The organism is Streptococcus catagoni (assembly GCF_011421425.1).
GTDB classification, from domain to species: Bacteria; Bacillota; Bacilli; order Lactobacillales; family Streptococcaceae; genus Streptococcus; species Streptococcus catagoni.
Genome location: NZ_WPCW01000004.1, coordinates 180,321 through 196,319, shown reverse-complemented (window position 1 = coordinate 196,319; position 15,999 = coordinate 180,321). Strand labels below are relative to the sequence as shown.

Sequence of the window (15,999 nt, the reverse complement as noted above, 5' to 3'; positions counted from 1 at the left end):
AACCAAGAAAAAGTTGGTATGTCTCACGACCACTCTATTCTAGCAGAATAGCTAGCCCAGGTCAACTTCTTGAGAAAGTTTTCTATCTTGCTGGCTTTATTAGTTTTTTAGATAGGGTGAAGACAAGCATGAGGAGACCCAGGCCTAGACTCATTAGGGCATAGATAAGGTAGGGTGTCATAAGGGATTTGGAGATTGAGCTGAGGAATTGCAGAATAATGGCTGCTCCTCCGCCGCCTATATTACAGCCAATCAAAACCAGGGTTGTGGCGGTAGTCAGTTGATGACTGGGAACTATCTCAGATAGATTATGGAAAACTATTGTGACACCTATACTGTAGACAAAGCCTGTTAAGATGGCGCCAAGCCCTACTAGGAAAAGATTGGTTCCCTGCCAAAGGATCAACATCCCTAGACCAAGTGAAATAGCAATAGCTGGCATAAGATAAGAATGAAGCCAATCTAACAGATAGCTAAAACTAATACCAGACACAATCCCCATAAGCATCATCAGGCTTAGGATAAAACTAGATTGGGCGGCACTGCCGATCTTAAACTGATCAATAACCACTGGTATCCTCAAGGTATTTGATGTATTGACAACGATAACAAATCCTGCATAAGTAGCCATTCCTAACAAGATTAGCAACTGTTTAAACCTTAATTTGTCAGCCTTGATTGGCTTAGAATCTTCAGGAATTTCTTTTGCTAGGTCTGGAACAAAGAGTAGATACATCAGAAGGATGATAAGAGCAAATGCATAGATAAGAAAGGCCTTTGTCCAACCAAAAGTGATTAAATAACCAGCACAAAAGGTTAAAATAGCGGAGCCCAGAACTTCGGCAGAAGACCGATAACCCAGCATCTTGATGCGTTCCTTACCAGAAAAGCGTTCACTCATCATATTGATGGCTTTGGCATTGATCAAACCTATACCAGCACCTAAGAAGAGCCGAGAGAAAAAAACAGGATAATAGGATTGGATTAAAAGGGGAGTAGCTCCTCCAAATGCTATTAAAAGTAAAGCAAGGATGATAATTGTTTTTTCCTTCAAATAACGATTAATGATCGGATTGACAAGAAGGGTCGCAAGAATAGCAAAAGAGGATAGCGAAAAAAGGATGGTGACTTGATTAGAGCTATAGCCAAGCTTTTGGTAATAACTGAGCATCTTAGGGAGGGCTGGGGAAACAGAAAAAGGTGTTATCATCATTAGCGAGAGGCTAAGAAGACTTGTTTTTTCTAGAAAATTTTTCATTGATAGGTATCCTCATTTTTCTTGTCTTTTGATCTTATATTCAGTATAATCAATTGAAAGAAATAAAAATAGGACCTAGGTCATAAAATGAAAATCATTAATGATTACAAATTATTACAATCCTTCTTATATAATAAGAAACTAGATGGATTTTTCCCAGAAGCCTATCATCAAAACTTGCAACTTCTTCTCTACCAAAAGGGTGAAACCATTTGTCAGCAAGGACAAGATGTCAAAGCTCTCTCTTATACTGTCACAGGTTCTGTCAAAATCACGCGCCGACTAACAAATGGTAAAGAACACATTTTGGAAACCCATGCCAGACCCTGCATTGTAGGTGATATCGAACTGATGACAAATCAGCAGGCTGTAACTTCAGTCATTGCCCTAGAAGAAACTTATCTTATCCAGATGCCTCTGACAGATAAGGAAAATCTCTTAAAAGATCCTCAATTCCTCTATCAAATTGGACAAAAACTGGCTGACAATTTCTACCAGCAAAACATTAGATCAACCACAAATATTAGCTACACGGTCAAGGAAAGACTGGCCAGCCATATCCTAAAAAATGCCGATACAAACAGATTTATCTTGAATTTGCCTTTACTGGCTGATTCTTTTGGCACCAGCTACCGCCACCTGCATCGTGTCATTCAGCAATTAGTCAGTGAAAATATTATTGAACGCTCTGCCTTTAAAGAATACCAGATTCTTGATCACAAAAAATTAGAAAATCTGGCAAGTGATGACTAAAAAGCCTTAGAAAGCATTTGAAAAGGTTAAAAAGCATAAAAAATAAGGAACCCTCCCCAGGATTCCTTTTGTCAGTGTCATCTTCTTCTCTCTCTTTGAAGAATCTATTGTTTGGAGATTAGAAGTATCATACCTTCTTTCAGTCATTAAAACAAGTCCTTTTTAAGAGAAAACAAAGATTTTTTTAGACTTGTATAGACTTGTCTGCAAAATACAAGACATCTATACCAATTACATCATAGCCATTGGCCCAGCTACTTGTTCGGATTGGACCACTACTTCTTTTTCTGAGAGATTATAGTTATCCATTAATAAGTGGCGCAGTTTCTGATCATTTACTTTTGATTGAACTCTTTAAGAATTAAGGTTCTTAGCGTGGGCAATGATTTTGACATCTTTTAAAAGTTTTCTATTAGCGCCAAGGTCAATGCTTTTGCTCCTGTCCTTAAAAGCAATATAGTAGTCATAACCTAGCTTTTACTTACCAACAATTTAGCCTTTATAGCTGAACATAGGGCATAGATGACACCTAAAATCAGTAAGGATCCTATAATAAGGTTCGTTTGATCAGTCATAGAATCACACTTTCTTCTTGTAAAGATAAGTATTTTTGATCTTTTCTTAAATAGTGAGTTTATTATAATCTTTTATCTAAGCCCTGTCACTTAAATGATCAGTCAGTTCTGCAAGATTTAGGAACTTATTTTTTACTCATTTTATGAGAAGCTTGTTCTTTTTCACCATTGTAGATCCTTTAAAAATGCTATTTTTTATGATATAGTTAAGCCATTGAATAATTAAAGGAGTTAAAATGTCTGTACAAGATAAATTAATCAAAGCAGCCCATATGATTAATATGGATGATATTATCCGCGAAGGAAATCCTACCTTACGGGCAAAAGCTAAAGAAGTGACCCTTCCCCTTAGTGACCAGGATATTATTTTAGGGGAAAAGATGATGCAATTTCTTAAAAATTCTCAGGATCCGGTCATGGCTGAAAAATTAGGGCTTCGTGGAGGTGTTGGTTTAGCTGCGCCACAATTAGATATTTCAAAACGCATTATTGCTGTTCTTGTGCCAAATATGGCAGACAGTCAAGATAACCCGCCTAAAGAGGCTTACAGTCTAAAGGAAGTGATGTATAATCCTAAAATCGTATCTCATTCTGTCCAAGAAGCAGCTTTGGCAGATGGTGAAGGCTGTTTGTCTGTGGATCGTGTGGTTGAAGGCTATGTAGTCCGTCATTCCCGAGTTACTGTAGAATATTTTGATAAAGACGGGCAAAAGCATAAAATTAAATTAAAGGGCTATAATGCCATCGTTGTGCAACATGAAATTGACCATATCAATGGCATCATGTTCTATGACCGTATCAATGAAAAAAATCCTTTTGCTAAGACAGAAGACATGCTTATCGTTGAATAAGTATAAGCCATTTCAAGCATTAAGGTAAAAGGAATACAAAAAGGCAAGAGTTTTAAGGCCCTTGCCTTTTTACATATTTTAGTAAGTCTTATAAATAATATTGACAGCCAAGCAGAAAGACTATCTCCTGCCTTTTACGAGAAAATCATCTGCTGTGCACTATAAAAAGAGTGGTCACCAGACGATGATCACTCTTTTACTATTCTTAACCAATGACTTTGAAACGGTCTTCGTCAGCCATGAAGTCTTTATCTCCAGCTGCTGCTTCGATAGAACCAAAGTTTAATTGGGCACGTAATTTCCAATTAGCTGGCACACCGTAAGTTGATACAACTGAAGCATCAATAACAGGATTGTAGTGTTGTAAGTTAGCACCTAATCCAAGTTCGGCAGATAAGGCTGTCCAAGCATTGACTGATGAAATACCAGATGCTTGTTCAGACCATACTGGGAAGTTGTCGGCATAAAGGGCAAATTGTTCTTGAAGATTGGCTACGACATCTTGGTCTTCAAAGAAAAGGGCAACTCCCTTAGCTGTGCTAAAGTTTGCTAATTTCTCTTTTGTAGCATTCATGGCATCCTCAGGAGCACCTTGTTCTTTCATGATTGCTAGCAGATCAGTTGCAACTAATTCATTCCAGAATTTTGTAACTTGATCATTTAAGAGGATCAGAACACGCGTTGTTTGACTATTAAAGGCTGAAGGTGATTGACGAACAGCTTCTTTGATAACTTCCACAATTTTTTCATCTGAAACTTCGGTATTGCGACCTAAGGCATAGATAGTGCGACGATTTTTCAATTCTTGTAAAAATGACATATTTTCTTCTCCTTTAAAGATATGTGATAACTTAGTCAAAATTGACATATGAGTCCTCTTTCTAAAAACTCTTTTTATTACTATATAGTAATTATATTATTACTAATTCGTAAAGTCAACTCAGACGACTTATTGATTTTTAAATTTTTTCAATAGTCTTATCAGCTCTTCTTGCTCTTCTTCTGTTAAAACGGAAAAAGCTTCTTCAACACGAGCAATATGATCAGGCAAGGCTTTGTCAATGATAGCTTGGCCTTGGTCTGTTAAGGTCACCAAGAAAGCACGTTTATCGTTTGGACAGGTATGTCTTTTAATCCATCCTTTTTTTTCCATATTTTTGATAACAACTGTCATATTACCAGAAGTTGCTAGCATGCTATTAATCAATTCACCGATTTTCATTGTTCCTTTTGCCTTTAAAACATCTAAAACAGCAAATTGTGTATTTGTCAGTTCATAGGTTCTGAAGGATTCTGAGACCTTAGTATCAATAGTGCGAAAGGCTTTTCGCATGACTACCATGGATTTTACGGCTGAATTTTTAAATTTTCCCATCTGTTCTCCTCATTTTAGTTTTTATTTTATCACTAATGAGCATGGTTAGGCTGATTAGCTTAAAATAAGGGAAGACTCTTATCTTTTAGTTTTTAAGCCTTCTTCATTTTAGAAAAAATCTTCAAAGAGACTTAGCTGATTATCTTCAGGCATATTTCCTAAGATTCCCATATCATCCATTTTTTCTACAAGTGTTGATGAAGCTCCGCCACGCTTTCGCAATTCCATTTTTGAGAGGAATTCCCCTTCTTGACGGGCTTTAACAATCTGTCTGGCCACGTTTTCGCCAAGACCTTCCAAGGCGACAAAAGGTGGGATGAGGGTGTCACCCTCTATCTGAAACTCAATGGCATCACTCTTGTAAAGATCCAATTTACCAAACTTGTAACCACGTTCCAACATTTCGTTGACAATTTCAAGTGTTGTAAACAAATCATTTTCGACATTTGAGGCTTCGTTATTTTTCTTTTTAAAGGCTATTTCTTCCATGCGAGCCTTGACAGCATTTAAGCCGCCACTCATAGTTTTTAACTCAAAGGCCTTAGCTCGAATAGAAAAGTAGGCACAGTAATACATGATTGGGTGATGCACCTTGAAATAAGCAACCCGCAAGGCCATCAAAACGTAGGCTGCCGCATGGGCCTTAGGGAACATGTACTTGATTTTTCCACAGGATTCAATGTACCAGTCAGGAACATTATTCTCACGCATGGCCTGAATATAGCCATTACGTTCTTCTTCTGAGATCTTAAGCCACAAGCCCTTACGCACACGTTCCATGATGGTAAAGGCCATCTTAGGTTCTAAACCAGCATGCATGAGGTAGACCATGATATCATCACGACAACCAATAACTGTTTTTAGAGTAGCAATGCCATCTTTAATCAGATCCTGAGCATTACCTAGCCAAACATCTGTTCCATGGGATAGCCCTGATAATTGCAGCAGCTCCGCAAAGGTTGTTGGTCTGGTTTCATTTACCATTCCACGAACAAAGTTGGTTCCAAATTCAGGAATACCCAACATTCCCGTTGGTGTGCCTATTTGTTCTGGACTGACCCCAAGAATCTCTGTCCCTGAAAAGAGAGCCATAACTCCTGGATCATCAGGGGAGATGGTCTTAGGATCAATACCAGACAAATCTTGGAGTTTTCGGATCATGGTGGGATCATCATGACCCAGGATATCAAGTTTTAAGACGTTCTCATCAATATCATGGAAGTTGAAGTGGGTGGTCTGCCATGAGGCTGTCACATCTTCAGCAGGATATTGAACAGGAGTGAAATCGTAGACATCCATATAGTTTGGAATAACAACGATTCCCCCTGGGTGCTGTCCGGTGGTTCTTTTCACTCCTGCCGCCCCTGCTGCCAGACGGTCCACTTCAGCATCAGGATAATACTTGCCATAGTCTCGTTCATAACCTTTGACAAAACCATAGGCAGTTTTCTCAGCAACCGTACCTACAGTTCCTGCACGAAAGGCATATTCTGCTCCGAAGATATCTCTGACATCCAGGTGGGCACTTGGCTGATCATCTCCAGAGAAGTTCAAATCAATATCGGGTACCTTATCACCATCAAAACCAAGGAAGGTTTCAAAGGGAATATCTTGACCATCTTTTTGATAATTTGTTCCACAATGAAGACAAACCTTATCTGGCAGATCATAGCCAGAACCGACAGAACCATCAGTGATGAATTCAGAATGTTGGCATTTAGGACAGATGTAGTGAGGTGGCATGGGGTTAACCTCAGTGATCCCGATCATGGTTGCCACAAAGCTGGATCCGACAGAACCACGTGAACCAACCAGATAGCCCCGTTCATTTGATCTGTTAACCAGCATCTGAGAGGCCAGATAAATCACGGCAAAACCATTCCCCAAGATAGAGCTGAGTTCCTTTTCAATCCTTAAGTCAATGATATCTGGCAAGGGATTGCCATAAATCTCAAAGGCTTTTTGGTAGGTCAATTCTGCAACGGTTTCTTCTGCTTTATCAATATATGGGGTGTAAAGATCGCCCTTAACAACTTCTACTTCTTCGATTTTATCAGCCAGATCTTGTGTGTTTTTAACAACAATTTCAAAGGCCAATTCTTCCCCTAAAAAGGCAAAATCATCTAGCATTTCATTGGTCGTTCTGAAATGAACTTTAGGCAGTGGTGCTGGTTGTGCACCTTCTCCTCTGCCAATAGGTCTATTAATCAGAGCACCTTGTCCTAAACTGCGGACAATTATTTCACGGTAGATTTCATCTTCAGGCTCAATATAGTGAACATTACCAGTTGCTAAAACTGGTTTGTTGAGTCTACGGCCCACTTCAATTAAATCTTGAATTGTTTTTTGAACGCCTTCTTGGTCTTTGATTAATTCACGCGCAATAAGAGGTTCATAAACAGCCGGTGGCATTACTTCAATAAAATCATAATACTTAGCAACATCAACGGCAGCTTCAATCCCCTTGGTTAGAACAGCATCAAAAACTTCCCCATCAGAACAAGCTGTTCCTAAGAGTAGTCCTTCACGGTAAGTATCCAAAACCGTTCTTGGGATCCGAGGAACGCCTTCAAAGTAGACAACATTTGAAAGACTGACCAGCTTGAAAAGATTTTTCAAACCAACTTGATTCTGAACATAGATGGTCGCGTGTTTGATCCGAGCTTTCTTATAAGAATCTTCTGCCACCAACTTGGTATTAAGATCCTTTAAGTTGGTCACCTGGTGTTTTTCTCTAGCTTCTTTTAAGAAAATAAAAAGTAAGCGACCAGTGGCTTCAGCATCATAGTTGGCCATATGATGGTGGTCAAGTGAAACCTGGAAACGTTTTGTCAATGGTCCCAGACCATGTCTCTTGTATTCTGGGTAAAGGTTTCTAGCAAATTCCAGTGTGTCAATGACTGGCTGCGTAATTCTTGGCAAATCGTGCCGTTCGTAGTTAGCATTCATAAAGCCAACGTCAAAGCTAGCATTGTGAGCCACTAAAATAGTATCCTGACAGAAGGATTGGAATTCCTCAAGGACTTGTTTTAAGGGCTTGGCACCCAGCAAATGATTGTCTGTAATACCGGTCAATTCCGTTGTAAAGGCTGATAAGGGATGACCAGGATCAATAAATTCATCAAACTGTTCAATGATATTGCCCTTATACATCTTAGATGCAGCTATTTGAATCAGATCGTTATTAAGAGCAGACAGTCCTGTTGTTTCCACGTCAAAAACAACGTAGGTTGATTCGTGCAGATCCATGTCCACTGGATCATAAGAAATAGGCACCTTGTCCTCAACGATATTAGCTTCTAAACCAAAGATAGCTTTAATACCTGCTTTACGCGCCCTATGGTAGCCATGGGGAAAGGATTGAACATTGGCATGATCGGTAATGGCAACTGCCTTATGACCCCATTTAGCCGCGGTGTCAATCAAGCTTTCAACAGTTGGCAGAGCGTCCATTGTTGACATGTTGGTATGAGCATGAAACTCAACCCTCTTTTGGTCTTCTGGCATCAAATCTTTACGATCATGATGAACAATTTCTTTAACTTGTTGGACGTTCATGGTCAAGCTTTTGGTAAATTGATTGTTTTCAATATTTCCTTGAACTCTCAACCAGGCACCCTTTGCGATCATATCAAACTTGTGCAACTCATCATCATCTTTGGCCCATTTTTGCATGGCAAAGCTGGAAGTATAGTCTGTCATCTTAAAGTTGATAATATGGCGACCAGTTCGCGTTGTCTTTCTATCCACATCAAAAACCAAGCCTTCAAAGACAATCCGATTTTCTTCTGTTTCCACTTCTTTCATCGGTGTGATGCTTGCTTTTTCAAAACCAGCCTGTCTCTTGGCTACTCGTTCCTTATAGTCGTAAGTTGGTTTACTTGCACTTTCTTCTACGCTAGGTTGCAGAGCTTCTAAGGATTTTTGAGCTTCAAAGTTTTCTTTGGCAGCTTTTTCTAAGAGTGCTTTTCGACTACTTGTAAAATTCTCTTGCAGTTCTTGGGTCATCCCCTCATCAGAGACCATGTCAATATCAAGCTTTCCAAAGCCAAACTTCTCAAATTGTTTGGCTAAATTAGGGATATGGTTTTTACGAAAATGGTCGTTGTTGACGAACTTTGGCGCATGAATAAGCAAGCGATTGTCTTCAAAGGAAACCTTGAGTTTTGCAAAGGAAGATTTAAAGCTAGCTCCATTACAAGGAGCATGCTCAAAGGCTTCTTGATAATAGTCTTGTAAGAGCTCATCAGAATAATCAATCTGGTCAACCTGGATATCAAAAGAAGTCTTGATGTCTGCCTCTTCAAAGGTTCTTCTTAGCCGATAATCCAATTCTCGGTAAATAGCAATTGGCAATATGTGGGCAAATGAAAAATGAAAGTCCCAGAGACGAGAGATGGAATGAACCTCAACTTCAATAATATCAGCAGACGAAAAAGCACTTGAACTTCTCATTTCAAGCGGCATTTCTATTTGTTCCATCAATTTAACCAATAAATCTGACATAGTTTTCTCCCGATTTTCTTAAGCTTTATTTTACCACAAATCACTAGACTTTTCGAGCCCTTGCCTATCTTAAAAATTTTAAAAAGACAATAAGCTTGCAGCTACAGACTTTGTCTTTCAGTCTTTTCCTTTTGTTTTTTGGTCTTCCATTTCATACAAAAAAGCGTAGTGAAGAGTTAATTAAAGCTGGCAAGCCTATCAGAAAAGAAAAAGATTGAAGAAGGACTTTTCTTCTTCAATCTGCTCTATTTTCTTCATTTAGGATAAGGAGGGATAGTCCTTATGATTACTTGAGAGTGGCATCATTTATTTCAGGTTGACCCATTAGTGGTACATCTGAAATAATGTCTTCTTTTTCTGTTCTTACTTCAGCTTCTTCTGGCTGTGTTTGGAGGTTTTCTACCACACTATTTAAGCCCTGATCAACCAATAAATCTTCATAGAATGCAGCACTGGTAACTAACATATAAGGATAGAGCCAGATAAAACCAATTCCGAAAGTCAAGACTGTTAAGATAATCCAGCCAATGAAACTCAATTCTAGGACAAAGAATTTCCACTTATAGCCATTCATTAAGTGACGGCTTTTTGTAATAGGTTCTGTAGCAGAAGTTTCTAAGCCAGCTTCTAGGCGATCTATTAACACATAAAAGGACTGAGCATAGGAATAACTTTTAATCATCCCTGGAATAACCAGTAGCAATGACCATAGGTAGACAAAGATAGCGATTAGTAAGTTTAAGATAAAGAACTTACTGTAACGACCTTCTTTAAATCCATAGAAAATGGTTTCTTTAGCACCCTTCTTTTGGTTCCTGATAAGGTCAATAGAAGCCTTGTAGACCCCAGTAGCTAAACCAATCTCTAGAAGGCCAAACAAGAGATAAAGGATGACTGTCAAGCTTATGGCTAGAGGATTCATTCTTTCGGCGTCCAGATCAACACCTGACCAGGACAAGATACCAGAGAGTATGACATAAATCACAGCAAGTACAAATGTGGGAACTATAGTTACTAAGATAGCCCACTTCCAATTGCCCTTAAGGGCAGCCTTGGCTTCCTTTTTTAATTCTGCTCTTGATTTCATAAAAAACTCCTTTGCACTTTCTTTTAGTATAGCACTTTTTAGAAAAAATAGGGCTATAGATTATTTTAAATTATCACATTATAAGACTAACTCTCAGCCGGTGGCGTACTCTTTCTTCTTATAATAGCAGAGTTCTTTAACCTGCTAAATGGCAGCTAAGAAAGTAAACTTAGAAGCAACTAATAAAATCAGCAGCAGAGCCTTATAGCGACAGCAAATGAGATTTTCTAAGAAGAAAAGAGTATAATATTACTAATAGAAAAATTTAAGTAATACTAGCTATAGAAAGAGAGAATAGATATGGACAAGCCAATTATCGAGTTTCAGGGAGTCAGTAAAATATACGGCAATAATATTGCAGTAGAAAAAATGAGCTTAACGGTTATGCCTGGTGATTTTATCTGCTTTATTGGTACCAGTGGATCCGGTAAAACAACCCTCATGAGAATGGTTAACCGCATGCTCAAGCCTAGTAGTGGAAAGATCCTCTTCAAGGGTCAGGATATCGCCAACTTCAACCCTGTTCAATTAAGACGAAAAATTGGCTACGTTATTCAAAATATTGGCTTGATGCCTCATATGACTATTTATGAAAATATTACCTTGGTTCCCAAATTATTGAAATGGTCAGAAGAAGATAAAAAAGCAAAGGCCAAGGAATTAATGAAACTGGTCGAATTACCAGAAGACTTCCTAGAACGCTACCCTTCTGAATTATCTGGTGGTCAGCAGCAGCGTATTGGTGTTATCAGAGCATTAGCTGCCGAACAAGATATTATTTTAATGGATGAACCTTTTGGTGCTCTTGACCCTATTACCCGTGAAGGGATTCAAGATCTGGTCAAATCCCTGCAAGAAAAAATGGGGAAAACCATCATTCTAGTCACACATGATATGGATGAAGCTTTGAAATTAGCCACAAAAATTGTTGTTATGGATAAGGGAAAAATGATTCAAGAAGATAGTCCTACTGATTTACTGCATCATCCGGCTAGCAATTTTGTTGAAAAAATGATTGGAGCTGAACGGCTCATCCGTGCTCAATCAGATGTGACACCTGTCAAATCCATAATGCTAACGCATCCCGTATCTATCACAGCGGACAAGCCCTTATCTGAAGCTGTAACCCTGATGAGACAAAAACGTGTTGACTCCCTCTTAGTCACTGAAAATGAAAAACTGATTGGTCTGATCGACTTAGAATCCTTGACCAACCATTACCAAAAGGATCTTTTTGTCTCTGATCTAATGACAAGCATCAGTTTTACGGTGCAAGAAGATGCTATCCTTCGTGACACCGCTCAAAGGATTTTGAAACGCGGACTGAAATTTGCCCCTGTGGTTGATAGGGAGAATCGCCTTAAGGGAGTTATTACCAGATCCTCTCTGGTGGATATGCTCTACGACTTTATCTGGGGCAGCCAAGAAAAGGAGGAAAGCTAATGCTTGATTTTCTCACACATTATGGCAGCCGTTTACTAGTCAAAACCTGGGAACAGACCTATATATCTGCCATGGCCTTAGCCTTTGGTGTACTCTTGGCTGTCCCTTTAGGTACCTTTCTGACACGCTTTCCTAGGACAGCAAGGGTGGTTATTGCTATAAGCAGCATGCTACAAACCATTCCCTCCTTGGCACTTTTAGCCATGATGATTCCTTTATTTGGTGTCGGCAAATTACCAGCTATCGTCGCCTTGTTTATATACTCCTTACTTCCTATTTTAAGAAATACCTATATTGGCTTAAGGGGTGTAGATAAGGATCTAAAAGATAGTGCCAAAGGCATGGGCATGAGACCTATTCAATCCATTCTTCAGGTTGAGTTGCCACTAGCTATGCCTGTTATCATGACTGGGGTTAGACTCTCTGCCATTTATGTTATTGCCTGGGCAACCTTGGCTTCTTATATAGGGGCAGGTGGTTTAGGGGATTTAATCTTTAGTGGCTTAAACTTGTTTCAGCCTGAACTGATCATTGGAGGAACCATTCCAGTCATCCTCTTATCTTTAGTGTCTGACTGTCTCTTGGGAAGATTAGAAGATCGGCTCGTCCCTAAACAAAGAAGGGAGGCTTAAGGATGACCAAAAAAATTTATATCCCACTGACAATAGTTCTTCTTGTCTTGGCAGCTTTTATAGGTTATAGAGCCTTCAAGGAAAAGGAAAAACCACAAATCAGGATCTCTGCCCAAAGCACCACTGAATCTAGTATTATGGCCAATATGGTGGCTGAATTGATTAAACATGAAACAGACTATCAGGTAACAATCATTCCTAATCTAGGTTCTTCAAATGTTTCCCATCAAGCTCAGTTAAGGGGTGATGCTGATATCTCTGCCACACGTTACACTGGAACTGATATTACTGGTGCTCTTGGCATGCAAGCCATTAAAGATCCCCAAAAAGCTAGTAAAATTGTTAAAAGAGAATTTACAAAACGTTTCGATCAAAGCTGGTTTCCAAGCTATGGTTTTTCTGACACCTATGCCTTTATGGTAACCAGTGATTATGCTAAGAAAAATCAACTAGAAACTATTTCTGATATGGCAAAGATTAAAGACAGTGCAAGAGTAGGAATTGATAGTACCTGGATGAACCGCAAGGGTGATGGTTACCCTGATTTTACCAAGACTTATGGCTTTTCCTTTGACCACATTTCTCCAATGCAAATCGGATTGGTCTATGATGCAGTAGCCAGCAATAAAATGCAATCTGTCCTTGGCTATTCAACAGATGGGCGCATTAAGAGTTATGACTTAAAAATCCTAAAGGATGACAAGCACTTCTTTCCTCCCTATGAATGTTCCATGGTGGTTACTAATAAATTGCTCAAGCGTTATCCCAAGCTAGAAAAGCTCTTACACCGTCTAGATGGCAAAATCAGCTTAGAAAAGATGCAGGAATTGAATTACCAAGTTGATGACCAATTGCTAGAACCATCTCTGGTCGCAAAACAGTTCTTGGAAAAAAATGATTACTTTAGGGAGGGCCACAAAAAATGAGAGATTTAAACATCTGGCAACAATTAATCTATTATTTTAATCATAATGGGGCCTACATTCTAGCACAATTTTTGAAACACTTTTTAATCTCTGCCTACGGTGTGATTCTTGCTGCTATAGTGGGCATTCCCTTAGGGATACTCATTGCAAGAAGGCTGTCCCTACGTAAATTTGTTATGGGAGCCGCCAACGTCCTACAAACCATCCCCTCTCTGGCAATGATTTCTATCTTAATGCTTGGGCTGGGCCTAGGCACTAAAACAGTTATAGCAACCGTCTTTCTCTACTCCCTCTTACCCATTATCAGTAACACCTACACGGGTATTAAAAATGTGAACGAGGATCTTATTGACGTTGCAAAAGGCATGGGAATGACTAAAAGTCAGCGTCTCTTTATGGTTGAACTACCCTTATCCTTATCTGTTATCATGGCGGGAATTCGTAATGCCCTAGTTCTTGCCGTTGGAATCACAGCCATCGGAGCCTTTGTTGGAGGAGGAGGACTAGGAGACATCATCGTTCGTGGGACAAATGCAACCAACGGAGGAGCTATTATCCTTGCTGGATCATTACCAACCGCCCTAATGGCCATTCTATCTGACAGCATCCTAGGCTTTGTCCAAAGACTGCTAGAACCACGAGGCAATGCGAGAAAGAGCAATTAAGACAATAGGTAAGTGATTTTAAAAAAGCAAACTACTTCTTAGGAGATAGTTTGCTTTTTTATCTTATTTACTTGTTAGAATGTCAAGGGTTTCGATAACATTATCAGAATGAACCTCAATGCTATCACCACTTGCTTTAATCTTAATTTCAACAATACCATCTGCAGCTTTTTTACCAACTGTTATACGGATTGGTAGACCAATAAGATCACTGTCAGAGAATTTAGAACCGACCCGTTCATTACGGTCATCAGTTAGGACTTCATAGCCCTTATCCACTAACTCTTGTTCAATTTTCGCTGTCAAATCTTGGGCTTCTTGATCCTTGGTGTTAACGGTGATCAAGTGCACATCAAAAGGAGCCAATTCTTTAGGGAAATTAATTCCCCATGCAAAACGGTAATCTCCCTTTGGTGTCTTGCTGACAAAGAGACGGGCATGCTGTTCAATCACAGCCGATAGGATCCGACTGACACCTATACCATAGCAACCCATAACAATTGGAATAGCTCGGCCATTTTCATCTAAGATCTTTGCACCCATACTTTCAGAATAACGGGTACCTAGTTTAAAGATATGACCAATTTCAATACCACGTGCAAATTGGAGAATGCCATGTCCATCTGGAGAAATTTCTCCTTCTTTGACCTCACGAATATCAACATATTCAGCTTGGAAATCACGTCCTGGGTTGACCCCCTTAAAGTGGTAACCATCCTTGTTAGCTCCTGAAACAGCATTTGCCAGATTTTCAATGGTACGGTCAGCAACGATGCGAACTTCTTCTGGTAAATTAACAGGGCCTAAAGAGCCAAAATGAGCACCAAATAATGCAAAGGCCTCTTCTTCTGTTGCCGCTTCTAAGAAGTCTGCGCCTAGATAATTTTTAAGCTTAACTTCATTAACTTGGTCATTACCGACAAGTAAGGCAACTACAGCTTTGCCATCAGCCATGAAAAGTAAGGTTTTAATAGTTTCCTTCTCATCTATAGCTAGGAAAGAAGCCACTTGATTAATGGACTTGCAGTCTGGTGTTTCAATTTCCACCAAGTCTTCTGCAGCCTCTACCTTGGTGCTTGGGCTGAACTGATTGCTAGCCATTTCCAAGTTAGCTGCATAGCTAGATTCACTAGAATAAGCAATGGTATCTTCACCTGAGATCATCCAGGTATTTAATTCAGCCTTAATGTCTTCAAGGACATCTTCTGGAATATCGTCAATAGAAGGAATTGACTTATCAAGTACTAACCAACGGTTAAGATCTGTACGGGCTGGGGTAATGGCCATAAATTCTTGAGAATCCTTACCACCCATAGCTCCGCCATCTCCAATAATCCCCTTAAATTCCAGACCTACTCTGGTAAAGATTGCCTCATAAGCCTGACGGTAATCTTCATAAGTAAGATCTAAATCTTCATAATTTTGGTGGAAGCTATAGCCATCTTTCATAATAAATTCGCGGGTACGAAGTAGGCCATTTCGAGGACGTTTTTCATCACGGTACTTGGACTGAATTTGATAAAGGTTTAAGGGCAACTGCTTATAAGACTTGACCGCATCACGAACAAGGGTTGTGAAGGTTTCTTCATGGGTTGGTCCTAAAATGAAGTCAGACTGGTCTCTATTTTTAAGTTTATAAAGATCTTCTCCGTAAGTCTCATAACGGCCTGATTCACGCCATAAGTCGGCTGTTAATAGGGCTGGGGTAAACATTTCAACCGCCCCAATTTTTTCAAATTCCTGACGCATGATGGTCTTGAATTTTTCAATAGTACGATTTGCCAGTGGTAGGTAGGCATAGATCCCAGCAGAAACCTGACGAACGTAACCTGCTCGTAGCATCAGCGCATGGCTAATAACCTGCGCATCACTTGGCATTTCCCTTAAGGTAGGGATAAGCATTTTTGATTGTTTCATTTATTCAATTC

Annotated in this window: 12 protein-coding genes; 6 read left to right on the top strand and 6 right to left on the bottom strand. The window is 39.4% G+C overall.

The genetic code is table 11. From position 1 onward, the window contains the following. Positions 1-82: 82 nt before the first annotated feature. Entirely contained in the window at positions 83-1,258 is a 1,176-nt protein-coding gene (locus tag HBN42_RS08420) for an MFS transporter (protein ID WP_165994605.1), read from the bottom strand. Positions 1,259-1,345: 87 nt separating this feature from the next. On the opposite strand from HBN42_RS08420, the gene HBN42_RS08415 reads away from it, so the two are divergent. Then, a complete protein-coding gene (locus HBN42_RS08415) occupies positions 1,346-2,011 on the top strand; it encodes a Crp/Fnr family transcriptional regulator (RefSeq protein WP_165994604.1) in 666 nt (221 codons plus the stop codon). An 811-nt stretch (positions 2,012-2,822) separates the two neighbouring features. Continuing rightward, on the top strand, positions 2,823-3,437 hold the full coding sequence (def, locus tag HBN42_RS08410; protein ID WP_165994603.1) for a peptide deformylase: 615 nt from the start codon (positions 2,823-2,825) through the stop codon (positions 3,435-3,437). Positions 3,438-3,642: 205 nt separating this feature from the next. Here the strand turns inward: def and HBN42_RS08405 are convergent, their stop codons facing one another. The 4 genes from HBN42_RS08405 to HBN42_RS08390 all read right to left on the bottom strand — a co-directional run bounded on the left by HBN42_RS08405 (position 3,643) and on the right by HBN42_RS08390 (position 10,405). Next, a complete protein-coding gene (locus tag HBN42_RS08405; RefSeq protein WP_165994602.1) occupies positions 3,643-4,257 on the bottom strand; it encodes a nitroreductase family protein in 615 nt (204 codons plus the stop codon). 129 nt (positions 4,258-4,386) lie between these two features. Beyond that, positions 4,387-4,812, bottom strand: a complete 426-nt coding sequence (locus HBN42_RS08400; protein WP_165994601.1) for a MarR family winged helix-turn-helix transcriptional regulator — start codon at positions 4,810-4,812, stop codon at positions 4,387-4,389. 108 nt (positions 4,813-4,920) lie between these two features. Continuing rightward, the gene (locus HBN42_RS08395; protein WP_165994600.1) at positions 4,921-9,318 is read right to left on the bottom strand and encodes a PolC-type DNA polymerase III; all 4,398 of its coding nucleotides are present in this window, start codon (positions 9,316-9,318) and stop codon (positions 4,921-4,923) included. 286 nt (positions 9,319-9,604) lie between these two features. After that, positions 9,605-10,405 carry a DUF975 family protein gene (locus tag HBN42_RS08390; RefSeq protein WP_165994599.1) on the bottom strand — a complete coding sequence of 267 codons (801 nt, stop codon included), beginning with the start codon at positions 10,403-10,405 and terminating at the stop codon, positions 9,605-9,607. Between the two features lie 300 nt (positions 10,406-10,705). Here HBN42_RS08390 and HBN42_RS08385 point away from each other — a divergent pair, with 300 nt between their 5' ends. From HBN42_RS08385 to HBN42_RS08370, 4 genes are read left to right on the top strand one after another with little or no spacing between them, the layout of a single operon-like run. Further along, on the top strand, positions 10,706-11,848 hold the full coding sequence (locus tag HBN42_RS08385; RefSeq protein WP_165994598.1) for a betaine/proline/choline family ABC transporter ATP-binding protein: 1,143 nt from the start codon (positions 10,706-10,708) through the stop codon (positions 11,846-11,848). After that, positions 11,848-12,480, top strand: coding sequence for an ABC transporter permease (locus HBN42_RS08380; RefSeq protein ID WP_165994597.1), 633 nt, complete (start codon positions 11,848-11,850; stop codon positions 12,478-12,480). Before HBN42_RS08385 ends, HBN42_RS08380 begins: the two co-directional genes overlap by 1 nt. Positions 12,481-12,482: 2 nt before the next feature. Beyond that, on the top strand, positions 12,483-13,406 hold the full coding sequence (locus tag HBN42_RS08375; protein ID WP_165994596.1) for an osmoprotectant ABC transporter substrate-binding protein: 924 nt from the start codon (positions 12,483-12,485) through the stop codon (positions 13,404-13,406). After that, entirely contained in the window at positions 13,403-14,071 is a 669-nt protein-coding gene (locus HBN42_RS08370; RefSeq protein WP_165994595.1) for an ABC transporter permease, read from the top strand. Before HBN42_RS08375 ends, HBN42_RS08370 begins: the two co-directional genes overlap by 4 nt. A 63-nt stretch (positions 14,072-14,134) precedes the next feature. Here HBN42_RS08370 and HBN42_RS08365 read toward each other — a convergent pair whose 3' ends face one another. Continuing rightward, positions 14,135-15,988, bottom strand: coding sequence for a proline--tRNA ligase (locus HBN42_RS08365; RefSeq protein ID WP_165994594.1), 1,854 nt, complete (start codon positions 15,986-15,988; stop codon positions 14,135-14,137). Between the last annotated feature and the right edge of the window lie 11 nt (positions 15,989-15,999).

What these genes read in the sequence shown, in the direction of transcription:
- HBN42_RS08395 (WP_165994600.1), bottom strand. Translation starts at nt 9,318, where the DNA reads ATGTCAGATTTATTGGTTAAATTGATGGAACAAATAGAAATGCCGCTT.
- HBN42_RS08380 (WP_165994597.1), top strand. Translation starts at nt 11,848, where the DNA reads ATGCTTGATTTTCTCACACATTATGGCAGCCGTTTACTAGTCAAAACC.
- HBN42_RS08370 (WP_165994595.1), top strand. Translation starts at nt 13,403, where the DNA reads ATGAGAGATTTAAACATCTGGCAACAATTAATCTATTATTTTAATCAT.
- HBN42_RS08405 (WP_165994602.1), bottom strand. Translation starts at nt 4,257, where the DNA reads ATGTCATTTTTACAAGAATTGAAAAATCGTCGCACTATCTATGCCTTA.
- HBN42_RS08415 (WP_165994604.1), top strand. Translation starts at nt 1,346, where the DNA reads ATGAAAATCATTAATGATTACAAATTATTACAATCCTTCTTATATAAT.
- HBN42_RS08400 (WP_165994601.1), bottom strand. Translation starts at nt 4,812, where the DNA reads ATGGGAAAATTTAAAAATTCAGCCGTAAAATCCATGGTAGTCATGCGA.
- HBN42_RS08420 (WP_165994605.1), bottom strand. Translation starts at nt 1,258, where the DNA reads ATGAAAAATTTTCTAGAAAAAACAAGTCTTCTTAGCCTCTCGCTAATG.
- HBN42_RS08390 (WP_165994599.1), bottom strand. Translation starts at nt 10,405, where the DNA reads ATGAAATCAAGAGCAGAATTAAAAAAGGAAGCCAAGGCTGCCCTTAAG.
- def (WP_165994603.1), top strand. Translation starts at nt 2,823, where the DNA reads ATGTCTGTACAAGATAAATTAATCAAAGCAGCCCATATGATTAATATG.
- HBN42_RS08365 (WP_165994594.1), bottom strand. Translation starts at nt 15,988, where the DNA reads ATGAAACAATCAAAAATGCTTATCCCTACCTTAAGGGAAATGCCAAGT.
- HBN42_RS08375 (WP_165994596.1), top strand. Translation starts at nt 12,483, where the DNA reads ATGACCAAAAAAATTTATATCCCACTGACAATAGTTCTTCTTGTCTTG.
- HBN42_RS08385 (WP_165994598.1), top strand. Translation starts at nt 10,706, where the DNA reads ATGGACAAGCCAATTATCGAGTTTCAGGGAGTCAGTAAAATATACGGC.